At 63.9% G+C, this 19,656-nt stretch carries 15 protein-coding genes; 8 read left to right on the plus strand and 7 right to left on the minus strand.

Annotated elements, in window-relative coordinates; translation table 11 throughout:
* Nucleotides 1-89: 89 nt before the first annotated feature.
* From ACK3BK_RS01735 to ACK3BK_RS01750, 4 genes are all read left to right on the plus strand, one after another.
* Nucleotides 90-722: a sarcosine oxidase subunit gamma gene (locus tag ACK3BK_RS01735; RefSeq protein WP_186667475.1), complete on the plus strand. Its 633-nt coding sequence runs from the start codon at nt 90-92 to the stop codon at nt 720-722.
* Nucleotides 723-734: 12 nt separating this feature from the next.
* Entirely contained in the window at nt 735-1,592 is an 858-nt protein-coding gene (purU, locus tag ACK3BK_RS01740) for a formyltetrahydrofolate deformylase (protein ID WP_186667476.1), read from the plus strand.
* Nucleotides 1,593-1,830: 238 nt separating this feature from the next.
* Nucleotides 1,831-3,030: a formaldehyde dehydrogenase, glutathione-independent gene (gene fdhA, locus ACK3BK_RS01745; RefSeq protein WP_054892154.1), complete on the plus strand. Its 1,200-nt coding sequence runs from the start codon at nt 1,831-1,833 to the stop codon at nt 3,028-3,030.
* Between the two features lie 160 nt (nt 3,031-3,190).
* A complete protein-coding gene (locus ACK3BK_RS01750; RefSeq protein WP_186720164.1) occupies nt 3,191-3,754 on the plus strand; it encodes a DUF2780 domain-containing protein in 564 nt (187 codons plus the stop codon).
* A 56-nt stretch (nt 3,755-3,810) separates the two neighbouring features.
* On the opposite strand, the gene ACK3BK_RS01755 is transcribed toward ACK3BK_RS01750, so the two are convergent.
* On the minus strand, nt 3,811-5,172 hold the full coding sequence (locus ACK3BK_RS01755) for an APC family permease (RefSeq protein ID WP_411383632.1): 1,362 nt from the start codon (nt 5,170-5,172) through the stop codon (nt 3,811-3,813).
* A 160-nt stretch (nt 5,173-5,332) separates the two neighbouring features.
* Complete coding sequence (locus tag ACK3BK_RS01760) at nt 5,333-6,220, minus strand: acyltransferase (protein WP_186720162.1); 888 nt, start codon at nt 6,218-6,220, stop codon at nt 5,333-5,335.
* 181 nt (nt 6,221-6,401) lie between these two features.
* Here ACK3BK_RS01760 and ACK3BK_RS01765 point away from each other — a divergent pair, with 181 nt between their 5' ends.
* The 4 genes from ACK3BK_RS01765 to creD all read left to right on the plus strand — a co-directional run bounded on the left by ACK3BK_RS01765 (nt 6,402) and on the right by creD (nt 10,597).
* Complete coding sequence (locus ACK3BK_RS01765) at nt 6,402-6,905, plus strand: ATP-dependent zinc protease (RefSeq protein WP_411383633.1); 504 nt, start codon at nt 6,402-6,404, stop codon at nt 6,903-6,905.
* A gap of 133 nt (nt 6,906-7,038) precedes the next feature.
* The gene (gene creB, locus ACK3BK_RS01770; RefSeq protein ID WP_186667481.1) at nt 7,039-7,719 is read left to right on the plus strand and encodes a two-component system response regulator CreB; all 681 of its coding nucleotides are present in this window, start codon (nt 7,039-7,041) and stop codon (nt 7,717-7,719) included.
* Nucleotides 7,719-9,152, plus strand: a complete 1,434-nt coding sequence (gene creC / locus ACK3BK_RS01775; protein WP_186711522.1) for a two-component system sensor histidine kinase CreC — start codon at nt 7,719-7,721, stop codon at nt 9,150-9,152. The genes creB and creC overlap by 1 nt, the downstream gene beginning before the upstream one ends.
* A 116-nt stretch (nt 9,153-9,268) precedes the next feature.
* Entirely contained in the window at nt 9,269-10,597 is a 1,329-nt protein-coding gene (gene creD, locus ACK3BK_RS01780) for a cell envelope integrity protein CreD (protein WP_186720155.1), read from the plus strand.
* A 119-nt stretch (nt 10,598-10,716) separates the two neighbouring features.
* On the opposite strand, the gene ACK3BK_RS01785 is transcribed toward creD, so the two are convergent.
* The 5 genes from ACK3BK_RS01785 to aceE all read right to left on the minus strand — a co-directional run bounded on the left by ACK3BK_RS01785 (nt 10,717) and on the right by aceE (nt 19,386).
* Nucleotides 10,717-11,331 (minus strand): glutathione S-transferase, encoded by a 615-nt coding sequence (locus ACK3BK_RS01785; protein ID WP_186667484.1) that lies wholly within the window; start codon nt 11,329-11,331, stop codon nt 10,717-10,719.
* A gap of 3 nt (nt 11,332-11,334) precedes the next feature.
* A complete protein-coding gene (msrA, locus tag ACK3BK_RS01790; protein ID WP_411383634.1) occupies nt 11,335-12,003 on the minus strand; it encodes a peptide-methionine (S)-S-oxide reductase MsrA in 669 nt (222 codons plus the stop codon).
* Nucleotides 12,004-12,094: 91 nt separating this feature from the next.
* Nucleotides 12,095-14,788 carry a putative bifunctional diguanylate cyclase/phosphodiesterase gene (locus tag ACK3BK_RS01795; RefSeq protein WP_411383635.1) on the minus strand — a complete coding sequence of 898 codons (2,694 nt, stop codon included), beginning with the start codon at nt 14,786-14,788 and terminating at the stop codon, nt 12,095-12,097.
* 284 nt (nt 14,789-15,072) lie between these two features.
* Complete coding sequence (aceF, locus tag ACK3BK_RS01800) at nt 15,073-16,728, minus strand: dihydrolipoyllysine-residue acetyltransferase (protein ID WP_411383636.1); 1,656 nt, start codon at nt 16,726-16,728, stop codon at nt 15,073-15,075.
* A gap of 12 nt (nt 16,729-16,740) precedes the next feature.
* Nucleotides 16,741-19,386, minus strand: coding sequence for a pyruvate dehydrogenase (acetyl-transferring), homodimeric type (gene aceE / locus ACK3BK_RS01805; RefSeq protein ID WP_054892164.1), 2,646 nt, complete (start codon nt 19,384-19,386; stop codon nt 16,741-16,743).
* Between the last annotated feature and the right edge of the window lie 270 nt (nt 19,387-19,656).

Consider the following 19,656-nt stretch of genomic DNA (forward strand, 5'->3'; position numbering starts at 1 on the left):
GATGGTGGCCTCTGCGCCCCAATCGCGGGACAAGCCCGCTCCTACAGGTCGGCGCCGTTCCTGGCACAAGAATTCAAGGCAGGTAAGAAATGAGCGCTATCAACGTCTTCCAGCAAAACCCCGGCAGCGATGCCAAGGCCCAGTCGCCGCTGCACCACGCAGACCTGGCCAGCCTGGTCGGCAAGGGCCGCAACAACGCAGGCGTCACCCTGCGCGAGAAGAAATTCCTCGGTCACCTGACGATCCGTGGTGATGGCCACGATCCGCAGTTCGCCGGCGCCGTGCACAAGGCCCTGGGCCTGGAGCTGCCGGTGGCGCTGACGGTGGTCGCCAACAGTGACATGTCGCTGCAGTGGGTCGGCCCCGACGAATGGCTGCTGATCGTCCCGGGCGGCCAGGAGTTCAGCGTCGAGCAGAAGCTGCGCGATGCCCTCGACGGCCAGCATGTCCAGGTGGTCAATGTCAGTGGCGGGCAGACCCTGCTCGAGCTGCGCGGCCCGAACGTGCGCGACGTGCTGATGAAATCCACCAGCTATGATGTACACCCGAACAACTTCCCTGTGGGCAAGGCCGTCGGCACCGTGTTCGCCAAGTCGCAACTGGTGATCCGCCGCACTGCCGAAGACACCTGGGAGCTGGTGATCCGCCGCAGCTTCTCCGACTACTGGTGGCTGTGGCTGCAGGACGCATCGGCCGAGTACGGCCTGGCCATCGAGGCATAAGGAGCGCAGATCATGAGTCGGGCACCGGACACCTGGATTCTCACCGCCGACTGCCCGAGCATGCTCGGCACGGTCGATGTGGTCACGCGTCATCTCTTCGAGCAGCGCTGCTACGTCACCGAGCATCACTCCTTCGATGACCGACTGTCGGGGCGTTTCTTCATCCGTGTGGAATTCCGCGCACCTGACGGTTTCGATGAAGATGCCTTCCGTGCCGGGCTCGCCGAGCGCAGTGAAGCCTTTGGCATGGCGTTCGAGCTGACGGCACCCAATCACCGCCCCAAGGTGGTGATCATGGTGTCCAAGGCCGACCATTGCCTGAACGACCTGCTGTATCGCCAGCGCATCGGCCAATTGGGCATGGAGGTGGTCGCAGTGATCTCCAACCACCCCGACCTGGAGCCGCTGGCGCACTGGCACAAGATTCCCTACTACCACTTCGCGCTCGACCCGAACGACAAGCCGGGCCAGGAGCGCAAGGTGCTCAAGGTGATCGAGGAAACCGGCGCTGAGCTGGTGATTCTCGCGCGCTACATGCAGGTGCTTTCGCCAGAGCTGTGCCGGCGCCTGGATGGCTGGGCGATCAACATCCATCACTCGCTGCTGCCGGGGTTCAAGGGCGCCAAGCCTTATCACCAGGCGTACAACAAGGGTGTGAAGATGGTCGGCGCGACCGCCCACTACATCAACAACGACCTCGACGAAGGGCCGATCATTGCCCAGGGCGTCGAGGTGGTCGATCACAGCCACTATCCTGAAGATCTGATCGCCAAGGGGCGCGATATCGAGTGCCTGACCCTGGCGCGGGCGGTGGGGTATCACATCGAGCGACGGGTGTTCCTCAATGCCAACCGGACTGTCGTTCTCTGACGTCTGCACGGGCCTCTTCGCGGGCAAGCCCGCTCCCACAGTGTTGTAGGAGCGGGCTTGCCCGCGAATGGCCTCACCACTTTCGACCTGCCGTAAACAGATAATCCCCTGTCGCATCCAGTCACTGCGACATCCCCCATCAAGCCCACAATTCCCCTCATTCCAGTAACACAGGCCGCCCAGGGATGGCGGCGCTTCAACCACCGCTGCATAAATACAAATCAAGCGAGGTAAGAGCATGTCTGGTAATCGTGGAGTGGTGTATCTCGGCGCAGGCAAGGTCGAGGTGCAGAAGATCGACTACCCCAAGATGCAGGATCCGCGCGGCAAGAAGATCGAGCACGGCGTGATCCTCAAGGTGGTCTCCACCAATATCTGCGGTTCCGACCAGCACATGGTCCGGGGCCGCACCACCGCTCAGGTCGGCCTGGTTCTCGGCCATGAGATCACGGGTGAAATCGTCGAGTTGGGCCGCGATGTCGAGCGCCTGAAGATCGGCGACCTGGTGTCGGTGCCGTTCAACGTCGCTTGCGGGCGCTGCCGTTCCTGCAAGGAGATGCACACCGGCGTCTGCCTGACCGTCAACCCGGCCCGTGCCGGCGGTGCCTATGGTTATGTCGACATGGGTGACTGGACCGGCGGCCAGGCTGAATACGTTCTGGTGCCGTACGCCGACTTCAACCTGCTGAAACTGCCTGACCGCGACAAGGCCATGGAGAAGATCCGTGACCTGACCTGCCTGTCGGACATCCTGCCCACCGGCTACCACGGCGCTGTCACCGCAGGCGTCGGCCCGGGCAGCACCGTCTATGTGGCAGGCGCCGGCCCGGTCGGCCTGGCCGCTGCCGCTTCGGCACGCCTGCTGGGCGCCGCCTGCGTGATCGTGGGTGACCTCAATCCGCTGCGCCTGGCCCACGCCAAGTCCCAGGGCTTCGAGGTGGTCGACCTGTCCAAGGACACCCCGCTGCACGAGCAGATCATCGACATCCTCGGCGAGCCGGAAGTGGACTGCGCCGTCGATGCGGTAGGTTTCGAAGCCCGCGGCCACGGCCATGAAGGTGCCAAGCACGAAGCCCCGGCGACCGTGCTCAACTCGCTGATGCAGGTCACCCGTGTGGCCGGCAAGATCGGCATTCCGGGCCTGTACGTGACCGAAGACCCGGGCGCGGTGGACGCGGCGGCGAAGATCGGCGCGCTGAGCATCCGCTTCGGCCTGGGCTGGGCCAAGTCGCACAGCTTCCACACCGGCCAGACCCCGACCATGAAGTACAACCGCCAGCTGATGCAGGCGATCATGTGGGATCGGATCAACATCGCCGAAGTGGTGGGCGTGCAGGTGATCAGCCTGGATCAGGCGCCGGAAGGGTACGGTGAGTTCGATGCGGGCGTGCCGAAGAAATTCGTGATCGATCCGCACAGGACCTTCAGCGCTGCCTGAGGTTTTTGGGGCCGCTTTGCGGCCCAATCGCGGGACGAGCCCGCTCCCACAGGCCTGTGGGGCGGGCTCGCTGCTTGCCGACACCCGGCAGGAACAAACCTCCGGGCCCCCCAGTCCAACGCCTCGTTTCCCAGGCCATCCCGGCCTACGAGGTCCTCCGATGAAAGCATTCACCCTGGCAACCCTGATGACCCTGGCCGCAAGCCCGGTGTTCGCCTTCAACCTCAACGATGCCGCCAATGCTGTCTCGGCCATGCAGACCCCGAAAGGCCAGGTCCAGGCGCCGGCTGCCCAGGCCAATCTGCTCAACACCCTGGGCAGCGAACTGAAGATCACCCCCGAGCAGGCTGTCGGCGGCGCTGGCGCCATGCTGGGCCTTGCGCGCAACAACCTGAGCAATGACGACTACGGCCAGTTGACCAAGGCGGTGCCCGGTCTCGACCTGTTGTCCGGTGCCAACGCCCTGGGCGGGCTCAACGGGCTGGGCGAGTTGCTGGGGCAGAACAACCAGCACCCGTCGGCGCTGAGCAATGCCCTGGGCAATGTCGAGAATCGCAACGACCTGGATAACGCCTTCAAGGCGCTGGGCATGGATACCGGCATGATCGGCCAGTTCGCGCCGTTGATCCTGCAGTACCTGGGGCAGCAGGGCATTGCCGGTTCGTTGCTGCAGAACCTGGGCAGCCTGTGGGGCAGCCCGGCAAGTGCGGTGCCATCGGTCTGACAGCCAGCCGGCCCTTTCGCGGGCTTGCCTGCGAAAAAGCCGGCGCGGACACGCCGTCACCCCGCCTCGGAAAAGTCCACCAGTTGCACCGGCCGCCGGAAGCCGGCCGTCAGCACCGCCAGGTAAGCCAGCCCCAGGGCGAACCAGCACAGGCCAATCACCAGGGTCAGCGCCGACAGGCTGGTCCACAACCACAGCGTCAGCCCCAACCCGACCAATGGCACCAAGCCATAGCGCAGCAGCCCTGTCGGAGTGCGATGGGTACGCTCGTCGATCAGGTGCGTGCGCACCACTGCCAGGTTCACCACCGAGAACGCCACCAGCGCACCGAAGCTGATCAGCGATGCCAGGGTCGCCAGATCGATCACCAGTGCCAGCAGCGAAAAGGCCGAGACCAGCACGATGGCGAACACCGGTGTGCCGAAGCGTGGCGACAGGTGGCCGAAGGTGCGCCTTGGCAGCACGCCATCACGGCCCATGGTGAAGAGGATACGTGACACCGCCGCCTGGGAGGCCAGTGCCGAGCCCAGGCTGCCGGCGACGAACGCGGCCGTGAAGAAGTTGGCGAGGAACTGGCCGCCGGCCTTGAACATCACCTCGTTGGCGGCGGCGTCGACGTTGCTGAATGCGCTGCCTGGCAGCACCAACTGGCTGACATAGGCGAGCACGGTGAACAGCAGCCCGGCACCCAGGGTGGTGAGGATGATCGCCCGCGGTACGTCGCGACGGGCGTCCCTGCATTCCTCGGCCAGTGTCGACACCGCATCGAAGCCCAGGAACGAAAGACACAGCACCGCCGCCCCGGCCATCAACGCCGCGAAGCCCGGGGCACTGCCGTCGCCCCGCAGCGGAGCCAGCATCTCTACCGGTTGTCCGGCGAGGCTCTGGTAGGACAGGGCGACGAACACTCCGATGAAGACGATCTGCGCGCCGACGATCAGGTTGCTGGCCTTGGCCACCGAGTGGATGCCGATCACGTTGAGCAGGGTGACCAGGGCAATCGATGCCAGGACGATGCTCCAGGCCGGGATGGCAGGGAAGGCGAGGTTGAGGAAAAGGCCGATGAGCAGGTAGTTGATCATCGGGATGAACAGGTAGTCGAGCAGCAACGACCAGCCGGCCAGGAAGCCGATATTCGGACCGAAGGCGAGGTTTGTGTAGGAGTATGCCGAGCCTGCGACCGGAAAACGCTTGACCATGAAGCTGTAGGACGTGGCGGTGAACAGCATCGCCAGCAGGGTGACGAGATAGGCACCTGCGGTGCGCCCGCCCGTGATCTCGGTGACGATGCCGTAGGTGGTGAAGATGGTCAGCGGGACCATGTACACCAGGCCGAAGAACACCAGTGCGGGGAGGCCGAGCACGCGGCGCAGTTGTGGGGCTGGCGCCTCGGCGGAAGAGGAGGGTGTGTGGGCCATCGATCGATCCTGGCTTTTTGTAATTGTGTAGATCGATTTTTATCCAGGCGACTGGACGATGACAAACAAAGAGTTGCTTATCTCAATTATAAATATGGATTTTAATCGAGCATCTAGACGCGTATTCGCGGCCAGATCCGCGAATACGCAGAGATCATGCTCAGCGCATCTCGGCGCGCAGCTGCTCGATGCGTTGATCCTTGTCTTCCCACAACTGGTTCACCCACGCCTGAACCTGCTGCCGGAACGCCGGATCGCTCTCGTAGTCGCCTTCACACAGGGTGCGGTCCAGCTCACGCACCTGAATGTCGATGGTCACCCGGCTGATGCTGCCATTGAGCAGGTCCCAGAAGCCCGGCGCCTTGTTGCCGGGGTAGACGATGGTCACATCGAGCAGGGCATCGAGTTGCTCGCCCAGTGCGGCGAGCACGAAGGCCACGCCGCCAGCCTTGGGCTTGAGCAGGTGGCGGTACGGCGACTGCTGTTGTGCGCGCTTGGCTTCGGTGAAGCGCGTGCCTTCAAGGTAGTTGACCACGGTCACCGGCTGGCGCTTGAACAGCTCACAGGCAGCCTTGGTGATTTCCAGGTCCTTGCCCTTGAGTTCGGGGTGCTTGTCGAGGAAGGCCTTGCTGTAGCGCTTCATGAAGGGGTAGTCCAGCGCCCACCAGGCCAGGCCCAGCAGCGGCACCCAGATCAGCTCCTTCTTGAGGAAGAACTTGAAGAACGGCACCCGGCGGTTGAGGCTTTCGATCAGTGCGGGAATGTCGACCCAGCTCTGGTGGTTGCTGATGCACAGGTAGGAGGTGTTCGGGTTCAGGTTCTCGATGCCACGGATGTCCCATTGCGTGGGGATGCACAGGGCGAAGATGGCCTTGTCGATTTCCGACCAGGTCTCGGCGATCCACATCACCGCCCATGAGGCATAGTCGCGGCCACGGCCGGGCAGCACCAGCTTGAGCAGGGCGAAGACCAGCAGCGGCCCGATCAGCACCAGGGTGTTGAGCAGCAGCAGGGCTGTTGTGAGAATGCCGGTCAGCAGGCGACGCATAAGGAGACTCTTGTTGTGTGAAATTTGCGGTTGGCAATGATAAGCAGGGCGAGGCCCTACGCCAAACGTCCAGTGCCCAATGGAAGGCACAAATGTTTCACATTATGTTGGATAGGCTATGACAACGAACCTATCCTGCCCGCGTAGTCTAAGCACTGTCTCATCTCAAGGAATGTTTCCCGTGAAACCACTGCTTGCCCTCCTGTCACTGCTGGCGCTGCCGGTGCTGGCCGCCGAGCCGACACTCTATGGCCGCTACGAGTACATCAAGCTCCCCGAGATCGGCCAGACCCTCAAGGCCAAGATGGATACTGGCGCGCTGACCGCTTCGCTGTCGGCCAAGGATATCGAGACCTTCACCCGCGACGGCGAGGAGTGGGTGCGATTCCGCCTGGCGACCAAGGACGCCGACGGCAAGGTCTACGAGCACAAGGTGGCGCGCATCAGCAAGATCAAGGCCCGCTCGGGCGATGAAGAAGACGAGGACGAACCGGCCGAGGCCGCCCGCCGCCCGGTGGTGGACCTGGAGCTGTGCCTGGGCGACGTCAAGCGCACGGTGGAGGTCAACCTGACCGACCGCAGCAACTTCAACTACCCGTTGCTGATCGGCGCCAAGGCGCTGCGTGAGTTCAAGGCGGCGGTGAACCCGGCGCGGCGCTATACCGCAGACAAACCGGACTGCTGATCGTCCGGGCTGGCCTCTCGCAGGCAAAGCTCGCTCCCGCAGGTGCAGCGTCAACCTGCAATTGTGGGAGTGGGCTTGTCCGGCGGTAGGGCCCGGTCGGACAATCGACGACCAGACCCTCAGAGCCTCACCCATGCCCCACATCCTCATCGTCGAAGACGAATCCGCCATCGCCGACACCCTGGTCTACGCTCTCCAGGCCGACGGCCATACCACCACCTGGGTGAACCTGGGCAGCGCCGCGCTCGATCAGATGCGCCAGCGTCCGGCCGACCTGGTCATCCTCGACATCGGTCTGCCCGATATCAGCGGCTTCGAAACCTGTCGCCAGCTGCGCCGCTTCAGCGAGGTGCCGGTGATGTTCCTCAGTGCCCGCGATGGTGAGATCGACCGGGTCGTAGGCTTGGAAATCGGTGCCGACGACTATGTGGTCAAGCCGTTCAGCCCGCGCGAGGTGGCTGCGCGGGTGCGGGCGATCCTCAAGCGCATGGCGCCCCGGGGCGAGGCGGTGGGCGAAGCCCGGCCGTTCGAAGTCGATACGCGGGGTATGCGCATTCTCTATCGTGGCCAGGCGCTGACACTCACCCGCCATGAGTTTCGCCTGTTGCACTGCCTGCTCGAGCAACCCCGGCGGGTGTTCAGCCGCGAGCAACTGCTCGACGGCCTGGGCGTGTCCTCCGATGCCGGTTACGAGCGTACCGTCGACAGCCACATCAAGAGCCTGCGCGCCAAGCTGCGCCAGGTCGTGGCCGACGCCGAGCCGATCCAGACCCATCGCGGCCTGGGCTACAGCTACAGCCCGGACCACGCCTGATGCGCCTGGGGATCCGGATCTTTCTGGTGTACTTCCTGTTCGTCGGGTTGTCGGGTTACTTCCTGCTCAATACCGTGCGCGAACAGATTCGCCCGGTGGTGCGCCAGTCTTCCGAGGAAACCCTGGTGGACACCGCCAACCTGTTGGCAGAAATCCTTCACGATGACGTCAAGGCCGGCACGCTTGGGCAAAGTCGTCTGCCGCAAGTGCTCGAATCCTACGGGCAGCGCCGCCCGGGTGCCGATATCTGGGGGCTGGCGAAAAACCAGGTCAGTCACCGGATCTATGTCACCGACGCCCAAGGCATCGTCCTGCTCGACTCCAGTGGCCAGGCACTGGGCAAGGATTACTCGCGCTGGAACGACGTCTACCTGACCCTGCGCGGCCAGTATGGCGCGCGTTCGACCCGCAGCGATCCGGACGACGAAAGCACCTCGGTGATGCATGTGGCGGCACCGATCATGGACAACGGCCAGGTCATCGGAGTGGTGACGGTGGCCAAGCCCAACAGTTCGCTGCAACCCTATATCGACCGCTCCGAGCAACGTTTGCTGACGCTCGGCCTGGGCTTGATCGTGCTCGGGCTGCTGGTGGGCGCGGCGCTGTCCTGGTGGCTGGCGCGGTCGTTGCGCCGCCTCACCCGCTACGCCCAGGCGGTGAGTGAGGGCGAGCGCGCGGCGCTGCCGCACTACAAGGGCGGCGAACTGCTGCAACTGGCCACGGCGGTGGAGCGCATGCGCACGCAGTTGGAGGGCAAGGCGTATGTCGAGCGCTATGTGCATACCCTCACCCATGAGCTGAAGAGCCCACTGGCGGCGATTCGCGGGGCTTCCGAGCTGTTGCAGGGGCCGATGCCGGATGAGCAGCGGGCGCGTTTTGCCAGCAATATCGAGCGTGAGAGCGAGCGTTTGCAGCAGATGATCGAGCGCTTGCTCAACCTGGCGCGGGTCGAGCAGATGCAGGCGCTGGAGGATGAGCAGCAGGTGCCGCTTGCGGCACTGCTCGACGAGTTGCTGCACGGGTATGCGGCGCGGATCGACAGTGCCGGATTGCAGATCCGGCAACAGGTGCCGGGTGGTGTGTTGTTACTGTGCGACCCCTTCCTGTTGCGCCAGGCGCTGGCGAACCTGGTGGACAACGCACTCGACTTCACGCCGGCCGGCGGCACGTTGTCGTTCGAGTGGGTGCAGGAGGGCGAACGGGTTGCGTTGAGTCTGTTCAACCAGGGGGAGGCGATTCCGGATTACGCCATCGAGCGGGTCAGCGAGCGCTTCTATTCCTTGCCGCGGCCAGGGACCGGACGCAAGAGCACCGGGCTTGGGCTCAACTTTGTCGACGAAGTGATGCAGCTGCATGGTGGAGCGCTGGCGGTCGATAACGTCGACGGCGGGGTGCGGGTCAGGCTGTGGCTGCCTGCGCGGCGCATGGGCTGATTCCGGCGCCGGATTCGAGACCGGCTCGCCATCTCCACACAATCTGCACAAACCCTCCCCATTGTCTCCATGTGATGGGCGCAACCTGCGCCCATCACAACCGGAGCCAACGCCCCATGAACAAGCCCCTGAGTTTCAAGCTCGGCATGATCGTCCTGCTGATGCTGCTGTTATTGATCCCTCTGTTGATGATCGGTGGCCTGATCGATGAACGCCAGGCCGCGCGCGATAGCGTGCTGCAGGACATCGCCCAGAGCTCGAGCTTCGATCAGCAGATCAGCGGCCCGCTGCTGGTGGTGCCGTACCGCAAGTACCAGCGCCGCTGGATCGACAAGGACGGCAAGAGTGTGCAGGAAACCAGCACTGTCAGCGGCCACCTGTACTTCCTGCCGGAAACCTTCGAGGTCGCCAGCCAGGTCGATACCGAGCTGCGCGCCCGTGGCATCTACCAGGCGCGGTTGTTCCATGCCAAGAACCATGTCAGTGGCCGCTTCAAGCTGCCCGAGCGCTGGGGTATCGACAAGGACTACGACGACTACCGGTTCGACAAACCGTTCATGGTGGTGGGCATCAGCGATATTCGTGGCATCGAGAACGCCTTGGAACTGAGCCTCGACGATCAGCGCCTGCCGTTCGAAGCAGGCACCGGCCTGGACTGGATGGCCGGTGGCGTGCGCGTCGCTCTGCCGGGGCTGGATGGCCAGGCTGCCCGCGAGTTCAGTTATGCCTTCGACCTGGCGTTGCAGGGCACCGGACAACTCCATGTACTGCCAGTGGGGCGCAGCAGCCGGGTCGAGATGCGCGCCAACTGGCCCCATCCGAGCTTCATCGGCAACTACTTGCCGGCCAGCCGTGAGATCGATGCCCAGGGCTTCACCGCGCGCTGGCAGACCTCGTTCTTTGCCACCAACCTGGAAGACGCGCTGCGCCAATGCGCCGGTGCGGACAAGTGCGCGGATTTCAGTGGGCGCACCTTTGGTGTGAGCTTCGTCGATCCGGTGGACCAGTACCTCAAGAGCGAACGTGCGATCAAGTACGCGCTGCTGTTCATCGCGCTGACCTTTGCCGGCTTCTTCCTGTTCGAGGTGTTGAAGAACCTCAGCGTGCACCCGATGCAGTACATGCTGGTGGGGGCGGCGCTGGCGCTGTTCTATCTGTTGCTGCTGTCACTGTCGGAACACCTGGGTTTCGGCCTGGCGTACGGCTTGTCGGCGGCGGCCTGTGTGCTGCTGATCGGCTTCTACTTGAGCCATGTGCTGCACAGCCCGGTGCGCGGGGCGGGTTTTGCGCTGGGGTTGGCGGCGCTGTATGGCCTGCTCTACGGGCTGCTGAGTGCCGAGGACTATGCGCTGCTGATGGGCTCGCTGCTGTGTTTTGGCTTGCTCGGGGTGTTCATGGTGCTGACCCGGCGGCTGGACTGGTCGCGGGTGGGGAGGGTGGCATGAGGGAGGACAAGGCGATCGGGCGCTGGTTGGCGGTTCGGGTGGGGATGTTGTTTCCTGCCAGGTCGGGTTGAGGCATTCACGGGCAAGTCGGCGCTCCGACTTGCCCGTGAACGGGGGCTTCAGGCTACCGGCACTGTAGCCAGCATCGATGGCCGCTGGCACACCTGGGCATACCATGCAGCCAGCCCAGGCTGTTGTTCACGCCACCCGAACTCCGGCTGGCGCAGGTCCAGGTAGCCCAGCGCGCAGGCCACGCCGATCGAGGCGATGTCGAAGCCGGAGGCGATCTCTGCCAGGTGATGCTGCTCAAGATCCGCCAGGCCTCGGCGGATCTTCTCTGACTGCGCCTGCAGCCAGCCATCCCAGCGCTTGTCTTCAGGACGCAGGAAGCTTTCATAGCGGCTCGACACCGCCGCATCCATGATCGCATCGGCCTGGGAGGCCAGGGTCAGGCGCCGCCAGCGCGCCGAGCCCTCGCGGGGAACCAGCGGGTTACCGACGTGCTGGGTGTCGAGGTACTCGCAGATCACCCGGCTGTCGTGCAGCACGCTGCCGTCGTCCAGGCGCAGGGCCGGGATCTTGCCGATCGGATTGTCCTGGTTGAGCTGCTCGTCACCGCTCACCGGGCTGATGTTGACGGGTTGCAAGGTCACGCGGTCCAGCTGGCCGGTCTCGTGCAACACCACCATGACCTTGCGCACGAACGGCGACAGCGGCGAATGGAACAGGATCATGGGTCAGTTACCCTGCAGGCTGGGGGGCAGGCACACGCCGGTGCCACCGATGCCGCAGTAGCCTCCGGGGTTCTTGGCCAGGTACTGCTGGTGGTAGGCCTCGGCGAAGTAGACGGTCGGCGCCTGGTCGATCTCGGTGGTGATCTCGCCGAAACCGGCCTTGCTCAGCTCGGCCTGGAAGGCATCGCGGCTGGCCTTGGCCTGCTCCAGTTGCTCCGGCGAGGTGCAATAGATGGCCGAACGGTACTGGGTGCCGATGTCGTTGCCCTGGCGCATGCCCTGGGTCGGGTTGTGCAGTTCCCAGAACATCGCCAGCAGTTCGCGGTAGCTGACCTTGTCCTTGTCGAACACCACCAGCACCACTTCGGTGTGGCCGGTCAGGCCCGAGCAGACCTCTTCGTAGGTCGGGTTGGGGGTGAAACCGCCGGCGTAGCCGACCACGGTGCTGACCACGCCTTCACGCTGCCAGAAACGTCGTTCGGCGCCCCAGAAGCAGCCCAGGCCGAAGATGGCGAAGTCGATGCTGCCTTCGAAGAATGGGCCGAGCAGCGGGGTGCCTTTGAACACGTAGTGGAATTCGGGCAGGGACATAGGGGTTTCGCGGCCAGGCAGGGCCTGTTCCGCGGTGGGCAGGACGTTTTTGTTCACGAGGATTTCCGAGCGCAGGACCATGATTGTTCCTCTGTCTGACAGTGGGAGCGGTTGGGGCTTGCCCGCGAAGAGGCCCGCATGGCCCCTATAGTGCCCGAGGTTTACGCGCCTGTCAGGCCACCGGCCCGCGCGGATAGCGCCTGAGCTTGTCGACCAGCTCGCGCCCGGGGATCGGCCGGTCGAACAGGTAGCCCTGGCCGACGTCGCAGCGGTGGCGACGCAGGAACGCCAGCTGTTCGGAGGTCTCGATGCCTTCGGCGACCACCTTGAGCTTGAGGTTGTGGGCCATGGCCACCACCGCCGAGGTGATCTCCATATCGTCCTGGTTGGCGGGAATCTCGCTGATGAAGCTGCGATCGATCTTGATGATGTCGATGGGAAACTTCTTCAGGTAGCTCAGCGATGAATAGCCCGTACCGAAGTCATCCATGGCCAGGGTCAGACCCAGCTGCTTGAGCTCGTCGAGCTGGCGCCGGGTGTCTTCGGTGGCCTCCAGCAGCAGGCCCTCGGTCAGCTCCAGTTCCAGCAGATGCGGGGGCAGCGCTTCTTCCTTGAGAATGGCACCGATCGAGCTGACCAGCTCGGGGTCGGAGAACTGCTTGGGCGACAGGTTGATCGCCACGTGCAGATTGCCCATGCCGGCCTCGCGCAGCTCCTGGCTCATGCGGCACGACTGGCGCACCACCCATTTACCGATGGGGATGATCAGGCCGGTCTCTTCGGCCACGCTGATGAACTGGTCGGGGCGGATCATGCCGCGCTCGGGGTGGTTCCAGCGCAGCAGCGCCTCCAGGCCCAACAGGCGACCGCTGCGCAGGCACAGCTTGGGTTGGTAGAAGACCTCCAGCTCGTTCTGGGTCAGGGCTCGGCGCAGGTTGTTCTCGACGAACAGCTTGTAGCTGGCCTCGGCGTTGAGCACTTCGGTGAACACCTGGACCTGATGCTTGCCGTTGGCCTTGGCCTTGTGCAGGGCCAGGCCTGCGTTCTTCATCAGGGTCTGCGGGTCGGCGCCGTGCAGGGGCGCACAGGCCAGGCCCACGGAGGCGGTGACGTTGATCAGCTGGTTGTCGACGAACATGGGCTTGTCGAGGGTGCGCAGCAACTGCTGGGCGATGTTCTGGCCGTCTTCGAGGCCGGTGTCGTCCAGCAGCACGGCGAACTCGTTGCTGGCAAAGCGCGCCAGGCTGCCACCGCTGCTCAGGCTGTTGCGCAGACGGCGGGCCAGGCTGATCAGCAGCTTGTCGCCGGTCTGGTGGCCGAGGCTGTCGTTGATGCGCTTGAAGTTATCGATGTCGACCAGCAGCAGGCAGATCGGGCTGTCGCCGTCGCGGGCGAAGCGTTCGTCGAGGCTGCGGATGAACGCCGGGCGGTTGCCCAGACTGGTGAGGTTGTCGGTGTAGGCCAGGCGCTCGATGCGTTGCTGTGCAAGCTTGCTCTGGGTGACGTCTTCGTAGATGCCGATGTAGTGGGTCAGCTCGCGGTTGTCGCCATACACCTTGGAAATCGATAGCTGGCCCCAATAGGGTTCCAGGCTCTTGCGCCGGCTCTTGAACTCACCTTGCCAGCTGTTGCCCATGGCCAGGCTCGAGGGTGAGTCGAAGAGAATCTGGCTGAGGTTTTCCAGTGCCGGCAGCTCGGCCAGATGATGCCCCTGCACTTCGTCGGTGCTGTACTGGGTAATGGCGGTGAAGCTTGGGTTGACGTACTCCACCACGCCGTCACGGTTGACCAGCAGGAAGGCGCTGGCGCTCTGCTCTACCGCGCGCTGGAACAGGTGCAGGGCGCTGGTGGCGGTGCGGCGGTTGTGGTTGGTGATGACCTGGGCGAACTGGTCGGCCAGCTCGCCGGCAAAGGCGATTTCGTCGGACTGCCAGGCCCGCGGCTGGCCGGTCTGCTCCAGGCAGAGTACGCCGACCACCTGGCCATCGACGCGGATGCTGGCATCGAGCATGGCATTGTCGGCGGTGTTGAGCAGGCCCTGGACCATGTCACGGGTGCGAGGGTCATGGCTGGCGTTGTGGGCGTCGATGGCGCGGCTGGCGTGCAGGGCGTCGAGGTAATCGGGGTAGCGGCTGGCGTCGATCGGCTGCGGCAGGCGGTGGGCCTGCTCGTGCTGGAACCAGGCGGTGATCGGTTCCAGGCGTTGCTCGTTGAGGTACCAGATGCTGGCGCAGTCGAGTTTGTAGATCTCGCAGGCGCTGCGGGTGATCAGTTCGGCGGCTTCGAGCAGCGAGTTGCTGGCGCTGTAGCGCTGGCGTGCCAGGCGCAGGATCAGGTCCTGCTGGGCACGCACCCGTTCCAGGTGCTCGAGTTGCTCCTGTTGGGCGCGCTGGTTGAGTTGCAGGGCCAGTTGCAGGCGGCTGTTGCGTGACTCGAGATCGTTTGCGTCCAGGCCCGGGATTTCTTCTGCCTGGTCGTCCAGCACCGTGAGGTAGCCGCGCAGCAGTTGGCGATTGTGCTGCTTGTAGGCCTCGCCGACCTCCAGCAGGCGCAGGGGCCCGGAGCCGGCGTGCAGGGTATAGCGCACGCGGTAGTGGTTGCGCCGCGCCAGCTGCAGTTGGATCTCGTCGTGCAGCTTGTAGCGCGCTTCAGGCTCCATGAGACTGGCATAGGGCGAGCCGATCAGGGCACAGAGTTCGGCTGCGGGCAGACCGAACTGGCGATCGCAGCCCGGGTCGAGGTAGAGCATGGCCCAACTGGCTTCGTTCAGCCGCTCGAAACGCAGCATCCCGAGCCGCGAGGGCACGGGTAACTGCGTCACGACCTCGGCCGCCACACGGCTGGCGGCATCGGGTTGGCTTTTCATCGAAGACTCGCTTGAACAAGGCGGTTGGCGCGGTATGCCGCAGGTAAGCGGCGGCGCGTTGAGCAAGGGTGCATCATGTCCCGTGGGCTGGCAAGCGGCCATGTGGGGCAGCGTATGCAGGTTGTCGGCTGGGCGTCGGAAATCTGAAGCTTGCGCGCCTCGCGGCCCTTCATGGGAAGGTTGTTTTCAGGCAAAAAAAGCCCCGCCAGGGGCGGGGTTGAGGTACGAGCGTGGCAGCTCGAAATCGGTACCGCCTCCCCGGTGAGGGGAGGCGGGGTGCAGCATTACAGCAGCAGCGTGCGGATGTCCGTCAGCAGGTCGCCCAGGCGCTTGGTGAAGCGCGCAGCGGCAGCGCCGTTGATCACACGGTGATCGTAGGACAGCGACAGCGGCAGCATCAGCTTCGGCTGGAAGGCCTTGCCGTCCCAGACTGGCTGGATGGTCGCCTTGGAAACACCGAGGATCGCCACTTCCGGCGCGTTGACGATCGGCGTGAAGCCGGTGCCGCCAATGTGACCGAGGCTGGAGATGGTGAAGCAGGCACCCTGCATGTCGTCGGCCGACAGCTTCTTGGTGCGGGCTTTTTCAGCCAGCGCAGCTGCTTCGCCAGCCAGTTGCAGCAGGCTCTTCTGATCGACGTTCTTGATCACAGGGACCAGCAGGCCGTCCGGGGTGTCCACGGCGAAGCCGACGTTGACGTACTTCTTGCGGATGATGGCCTTGCCGCTTGGTGCCAGCGAACTGTTGAAGTCCGGCAGCTCCTTGAGCAGGTGGGCACAGGCCTTGAGCAGCAGCGGCAGGACGGTCAGCTTGACGCCGGCCTTTTCCGCCACGGCTTTCTGCGCAACGCGGAAGGCTTCCAGCTCGGTGATGTCGGCGGAGTCGAACTGGGTCACGTGCGGCACGTTCAGCCAGCTGCGGTGCAGGTTGGCAGCACCGACCTGCATCAGGCGGGTCAGGGCGACTTCCTCGACTTCACCGAACTTGCTGAAGTCCACGGCCGGGATCGGCGGGATGCCAGCACCACCGGTTGCGCCAGCGGCTGCCGGTGCTTCCTTGGCCTTCTGCATCATGGCCTTGACGTAGACCTGCACGTCTTCTTTCAGGATGCGGCCGTGCGGGCCGGTGGCGGCAACAGCACCCAGGTCGACACCGAATTCACGAGCCAGCTGACGAACGGCAGGGCCTGCGTGAACCTTGGCATTGCTGCCAGCGGCCGGTGCGGTAGCAACCGGTGCAGGGGCAGCAGCCGGGGCGGCAGCGGCGGGTGCGGCAGCCGGAGCAGCCTCGGCCTTGGCGGCTGCCGGGGCAGCAGCTGGTGCCGGAGCGGCCGCAGGCGCGGCGCCTGCGACTTTCAGCTTGAAGATCAGGTCGCCAGTGCCGACTTCGTCTTCCAGCTTGCACAGGACTTCTTCGACCACGCCGGCGGCAGGCGATGGGATCTCCATGGAAGCCTTGTCGGATTCCAGGGTGATCAGCGACTGGTCGGCTTCGACGGTATCGCCGACCTTGACCAGCACTTCGATGATCTTGGCCTTGCCCGACGAGCCGATATCCGGCACGTGGATGTCCTGCACGCTGGCGGCAGCCGGTGCTGCGGCAGGTGCCGGAGCAGGGGCGGCTTCAGCGGCGGGTGCAGCGGCCGCAGGGGCCGCAGGGGCAGCAGCAGCCGGGGCGGCGGCCGGAGCCTCAGGCGCCGCAGCGGCGCCCTCGGCTTCCAGGACCAGCAGTTCGTCGCCTTCTTTCAGGCGGTCGCCCAGCTTGACCTTCAGCTCCTTGATGACGCCGGCCTTGGGGGCCGGGATCTCCATGGAGGCTTTGTCCGACTCCAGGGTCAGCAGGCTCTGGTCCGCTTCGATGCGGTCGCCGACCTTGACGAACAGCTCGATGATTTCACCTTCACCGCTGCCGATGTCAGGTACGCGAATGAGTTCGCTCACTTAAGTTACTCCTCAGCAGTCCAGTGGGTTGCGCTTGTCCGGGTCGATGCCGAACTTGACGATGGCGTCAGCGACAACCTTCGGTTCGATCTCGCCACGGTCAGCCAGGGCTTCCAGGGCAGCCAGCACCACGAAGTGACGGTCGACTTCGAAGAAGTGACGCAGCTTCTTGCGGCTGTCGCTGCGACCGTAGCCATCGGTACCCAGGACCTTGAACTCTTTGCTTGGTACCCACTGACGAATCTGCTCGGCGAACAGCTTCATGTAGTCGGTGGAGGCGATGACCGGACCCTTGCGACCGCTCAGGCACTGCTCGACGTAGGTCTGCTGTGGCTTCTGGCCAGGCTTGAGGCGGTTGGCGCGTTCCACGGCCAGGCCGTCGCGACGCAGTTCGTTGAAGCTGGTGACGCTCCATACATCGGCACCGATGTTGAACTCTTCACGCAGGATCTTCGCCGCTTCGCGGACTTCGCGCAGGATGGTGCCGGAGCCCATCAGCTGAACGTGGTGCGCGGCTTCGCGGGTGTCTTCTTCCAGCAGGTACATGCCCTTGATGATGCCTTCCTCGGCACCGGCCGGGATGGCAGGCTGCTGGTAGGATTCGTTCATCACGGTGATGTAGTAGAAGATGTCCTGTTGCTCTTCGGTCATCTTCTTCATGCCGTCCTGGATGATCACCGCCAGCTCGTAGCCGTAGGTCGGATCGTAGGTGCGGCAGTTCGGGATGGTGCCCGCCATCATGTGGCTGTGACCGTCTTCGTGCTGCAGGCCTTCGCCGTTCAGCGTGGTACGGCCGGCGGTACCGCCGATCAGGAAGCCACGGGTGCGGCTGTCGCCAGCGGCCCAGGCCAGGTCGCCGATACGCTGGAAGCCGAACATCGAGTAGAAGATGTAGAACGGCAGCATCGGCTGGTTGTGGCAGCTGTACGAGGTACCGGCAGCGATGAAGGACGACATGGCGCCGGCTTCGTTGATGCCTTCTTCCAGGATCTGGCCCTTCTTGTCCTCGCGGTAGAACATCACCTGGTCTTTATCGACTGGCTCGTAGAGCTGGCCGACCGACGAGTAGATGCCCAGCTGGCGGAACATGCCTTCCATACCGAAGGTACGGGCTTCGTCCGGGATGATCGGGACGATGCGCTGGCCGATTTCCTTGTCCTTGACCAGTTGCGCCAGGATGCGCACGAAGGCCATGGTGGTGGAGATTTCGCGGTCGCCCGAGCCGTCGAGGATCGCCTTGAGCGTCTCCAGTGGCGGGGTAGGCACGCTGAAGCTCTTGGCGCGGCGTTGTGGCACGAAGCCACCCAGTGCGGCGCGACGCTCGGCCAGGTACTTGGCTTCGGCAGAACCTTCTTCAGGCTTGAAGAACGGCAGGTTCTCGAGGTCGGCGTCCTTGACCGGAATGTCGAAGCGGTCGCGGAAGTGACGCAGGCTGTCGACGTCGACTTTCTTGGTGTTGTGCGCGGTGTTCTTGGCTTCGCCAGCACCGGTACCGTAACCCTTGATGGTCTTGGCCAGGATGACGGTCGGCTGCTCTTTGTGGTTCACAGCCTGGTGGTACGCCGCGTAGACCTTGTACGGGTCGTGGCCGCCACGGTTGAGCTTCCAGATCTCGTCGTCGGACAGGTCTTCGACCATGGCCTTGAGCTCTGGGGTGTTGAAGAAGTTCTCACGGACGTACGCGCCGTCCTTGGCCTTGTAGTTCTGGTACTCGCCGTCGATGACTTCGTCCATGCGGCGCTGCAGGGCACCGTTGGTGTCCTTGGCCAGCAGTGGGTCCCAGAAACGGCCCCAGACGACCTTGTTGACGTTCCAGCCACCGCCACGGAACACGCCTTCGAGTTCCTGGATGATCTTGCCGTTGCCGCGAACCGGGCCGTCGAGGCGCTGCAGGTTGCAGTTGATGACGAAGATCAGGTTGTCCAGCTTCTCGCGGCCGGCCAGGGCGATCGCGCCCAGGGATTCCGGCTCGTCGCACTCGCCGTCACCCATGAAGCACCAGACCTTCTGCTTGCCGGCCGGGATGAAGCCGCGGGCTTCCAGGTACTTCATGAAGCGTGCCTGGTAGATCGCCTGGATCGGACCCAGACCCATCGAAACGGTCGGGAACTGCCAGAAGTCAGGCATCAGCCAGGGGTGCGGGTACGAAGACAGGCCGTTGCCGTCCACTTCCTGGCGGAAGTTGTTCATCTGCTCTTCGCTGATGCGGCCTTCCATGAAGGCGCGGGCGTAGACGCCTGGCGAGGCGTGGCCCTGGAAGAAGATCAGGTCGCCGCCGTGTTCTTCGGTCGGGGCCTGGAAGAAGTAGTTGAAGCCGATGTCGTAGAGGGTGGCGCTGGAGGCGAAGCTCGAGATGTGTCCGCCCAGGTCCGAGTCCTTCAGGTTGGTACGCATGACCATGGCCAAGGCGTTCCAACGCACCATCGAGCGAATGCGGCGTTCCATGAACAGGTCGCCAGGCATGCGTGCTTCGTGGGTGACAGGGATGGTGTTGCGGTATGGCGTGGTGATGGCGTAAGGCAACTGGGAACCACTGCGGGTGGCCAGTTCGCCCATGCGGGTCATCAGGTAATGAGCGCGGTCTTCGCCTTCTTTGTCGAGGACCGACTCCAGGGCATCCAGCCATTCCTGGGTTTCGATAGGATCGAGGTCTTGCATGGCTTGCTCCAGGGCGGAAAGGCAACCAGAATCGGAAGCCTGAGTTTGCGACTGGCCTTTTGGGCAGACGTCGTGAATTCTTGGATTTGCCGGACAGTCATCCGGCGCCGTGTAGTTTTACTACAAATGCTTCGGCATTTCATGCTTTTGAGCAGTCGAGGGAGTAGTAATACTACAGAAAAACGGCTTGTGGCCGCCTTTCGGGTTGTGGAGAAAAACGTTCCTGTTGGTTGGTATCGCACTGGCACAAGAGGTTTCTTGATGTTTCGT

The sequence above is a fragment of the Pseudomonas sp. L7 genome, assembly GCF_046605565.1.
In the GTDB taxonomy this organism is placed as follows: domain Bacteria; phylum Pseudomonadota; class Gammaproteobacteria; order Pseudomonadales; family Pseudomonadaceae; genus Aquipseudomonas; species Aquipseudomonas wayambapalatensis.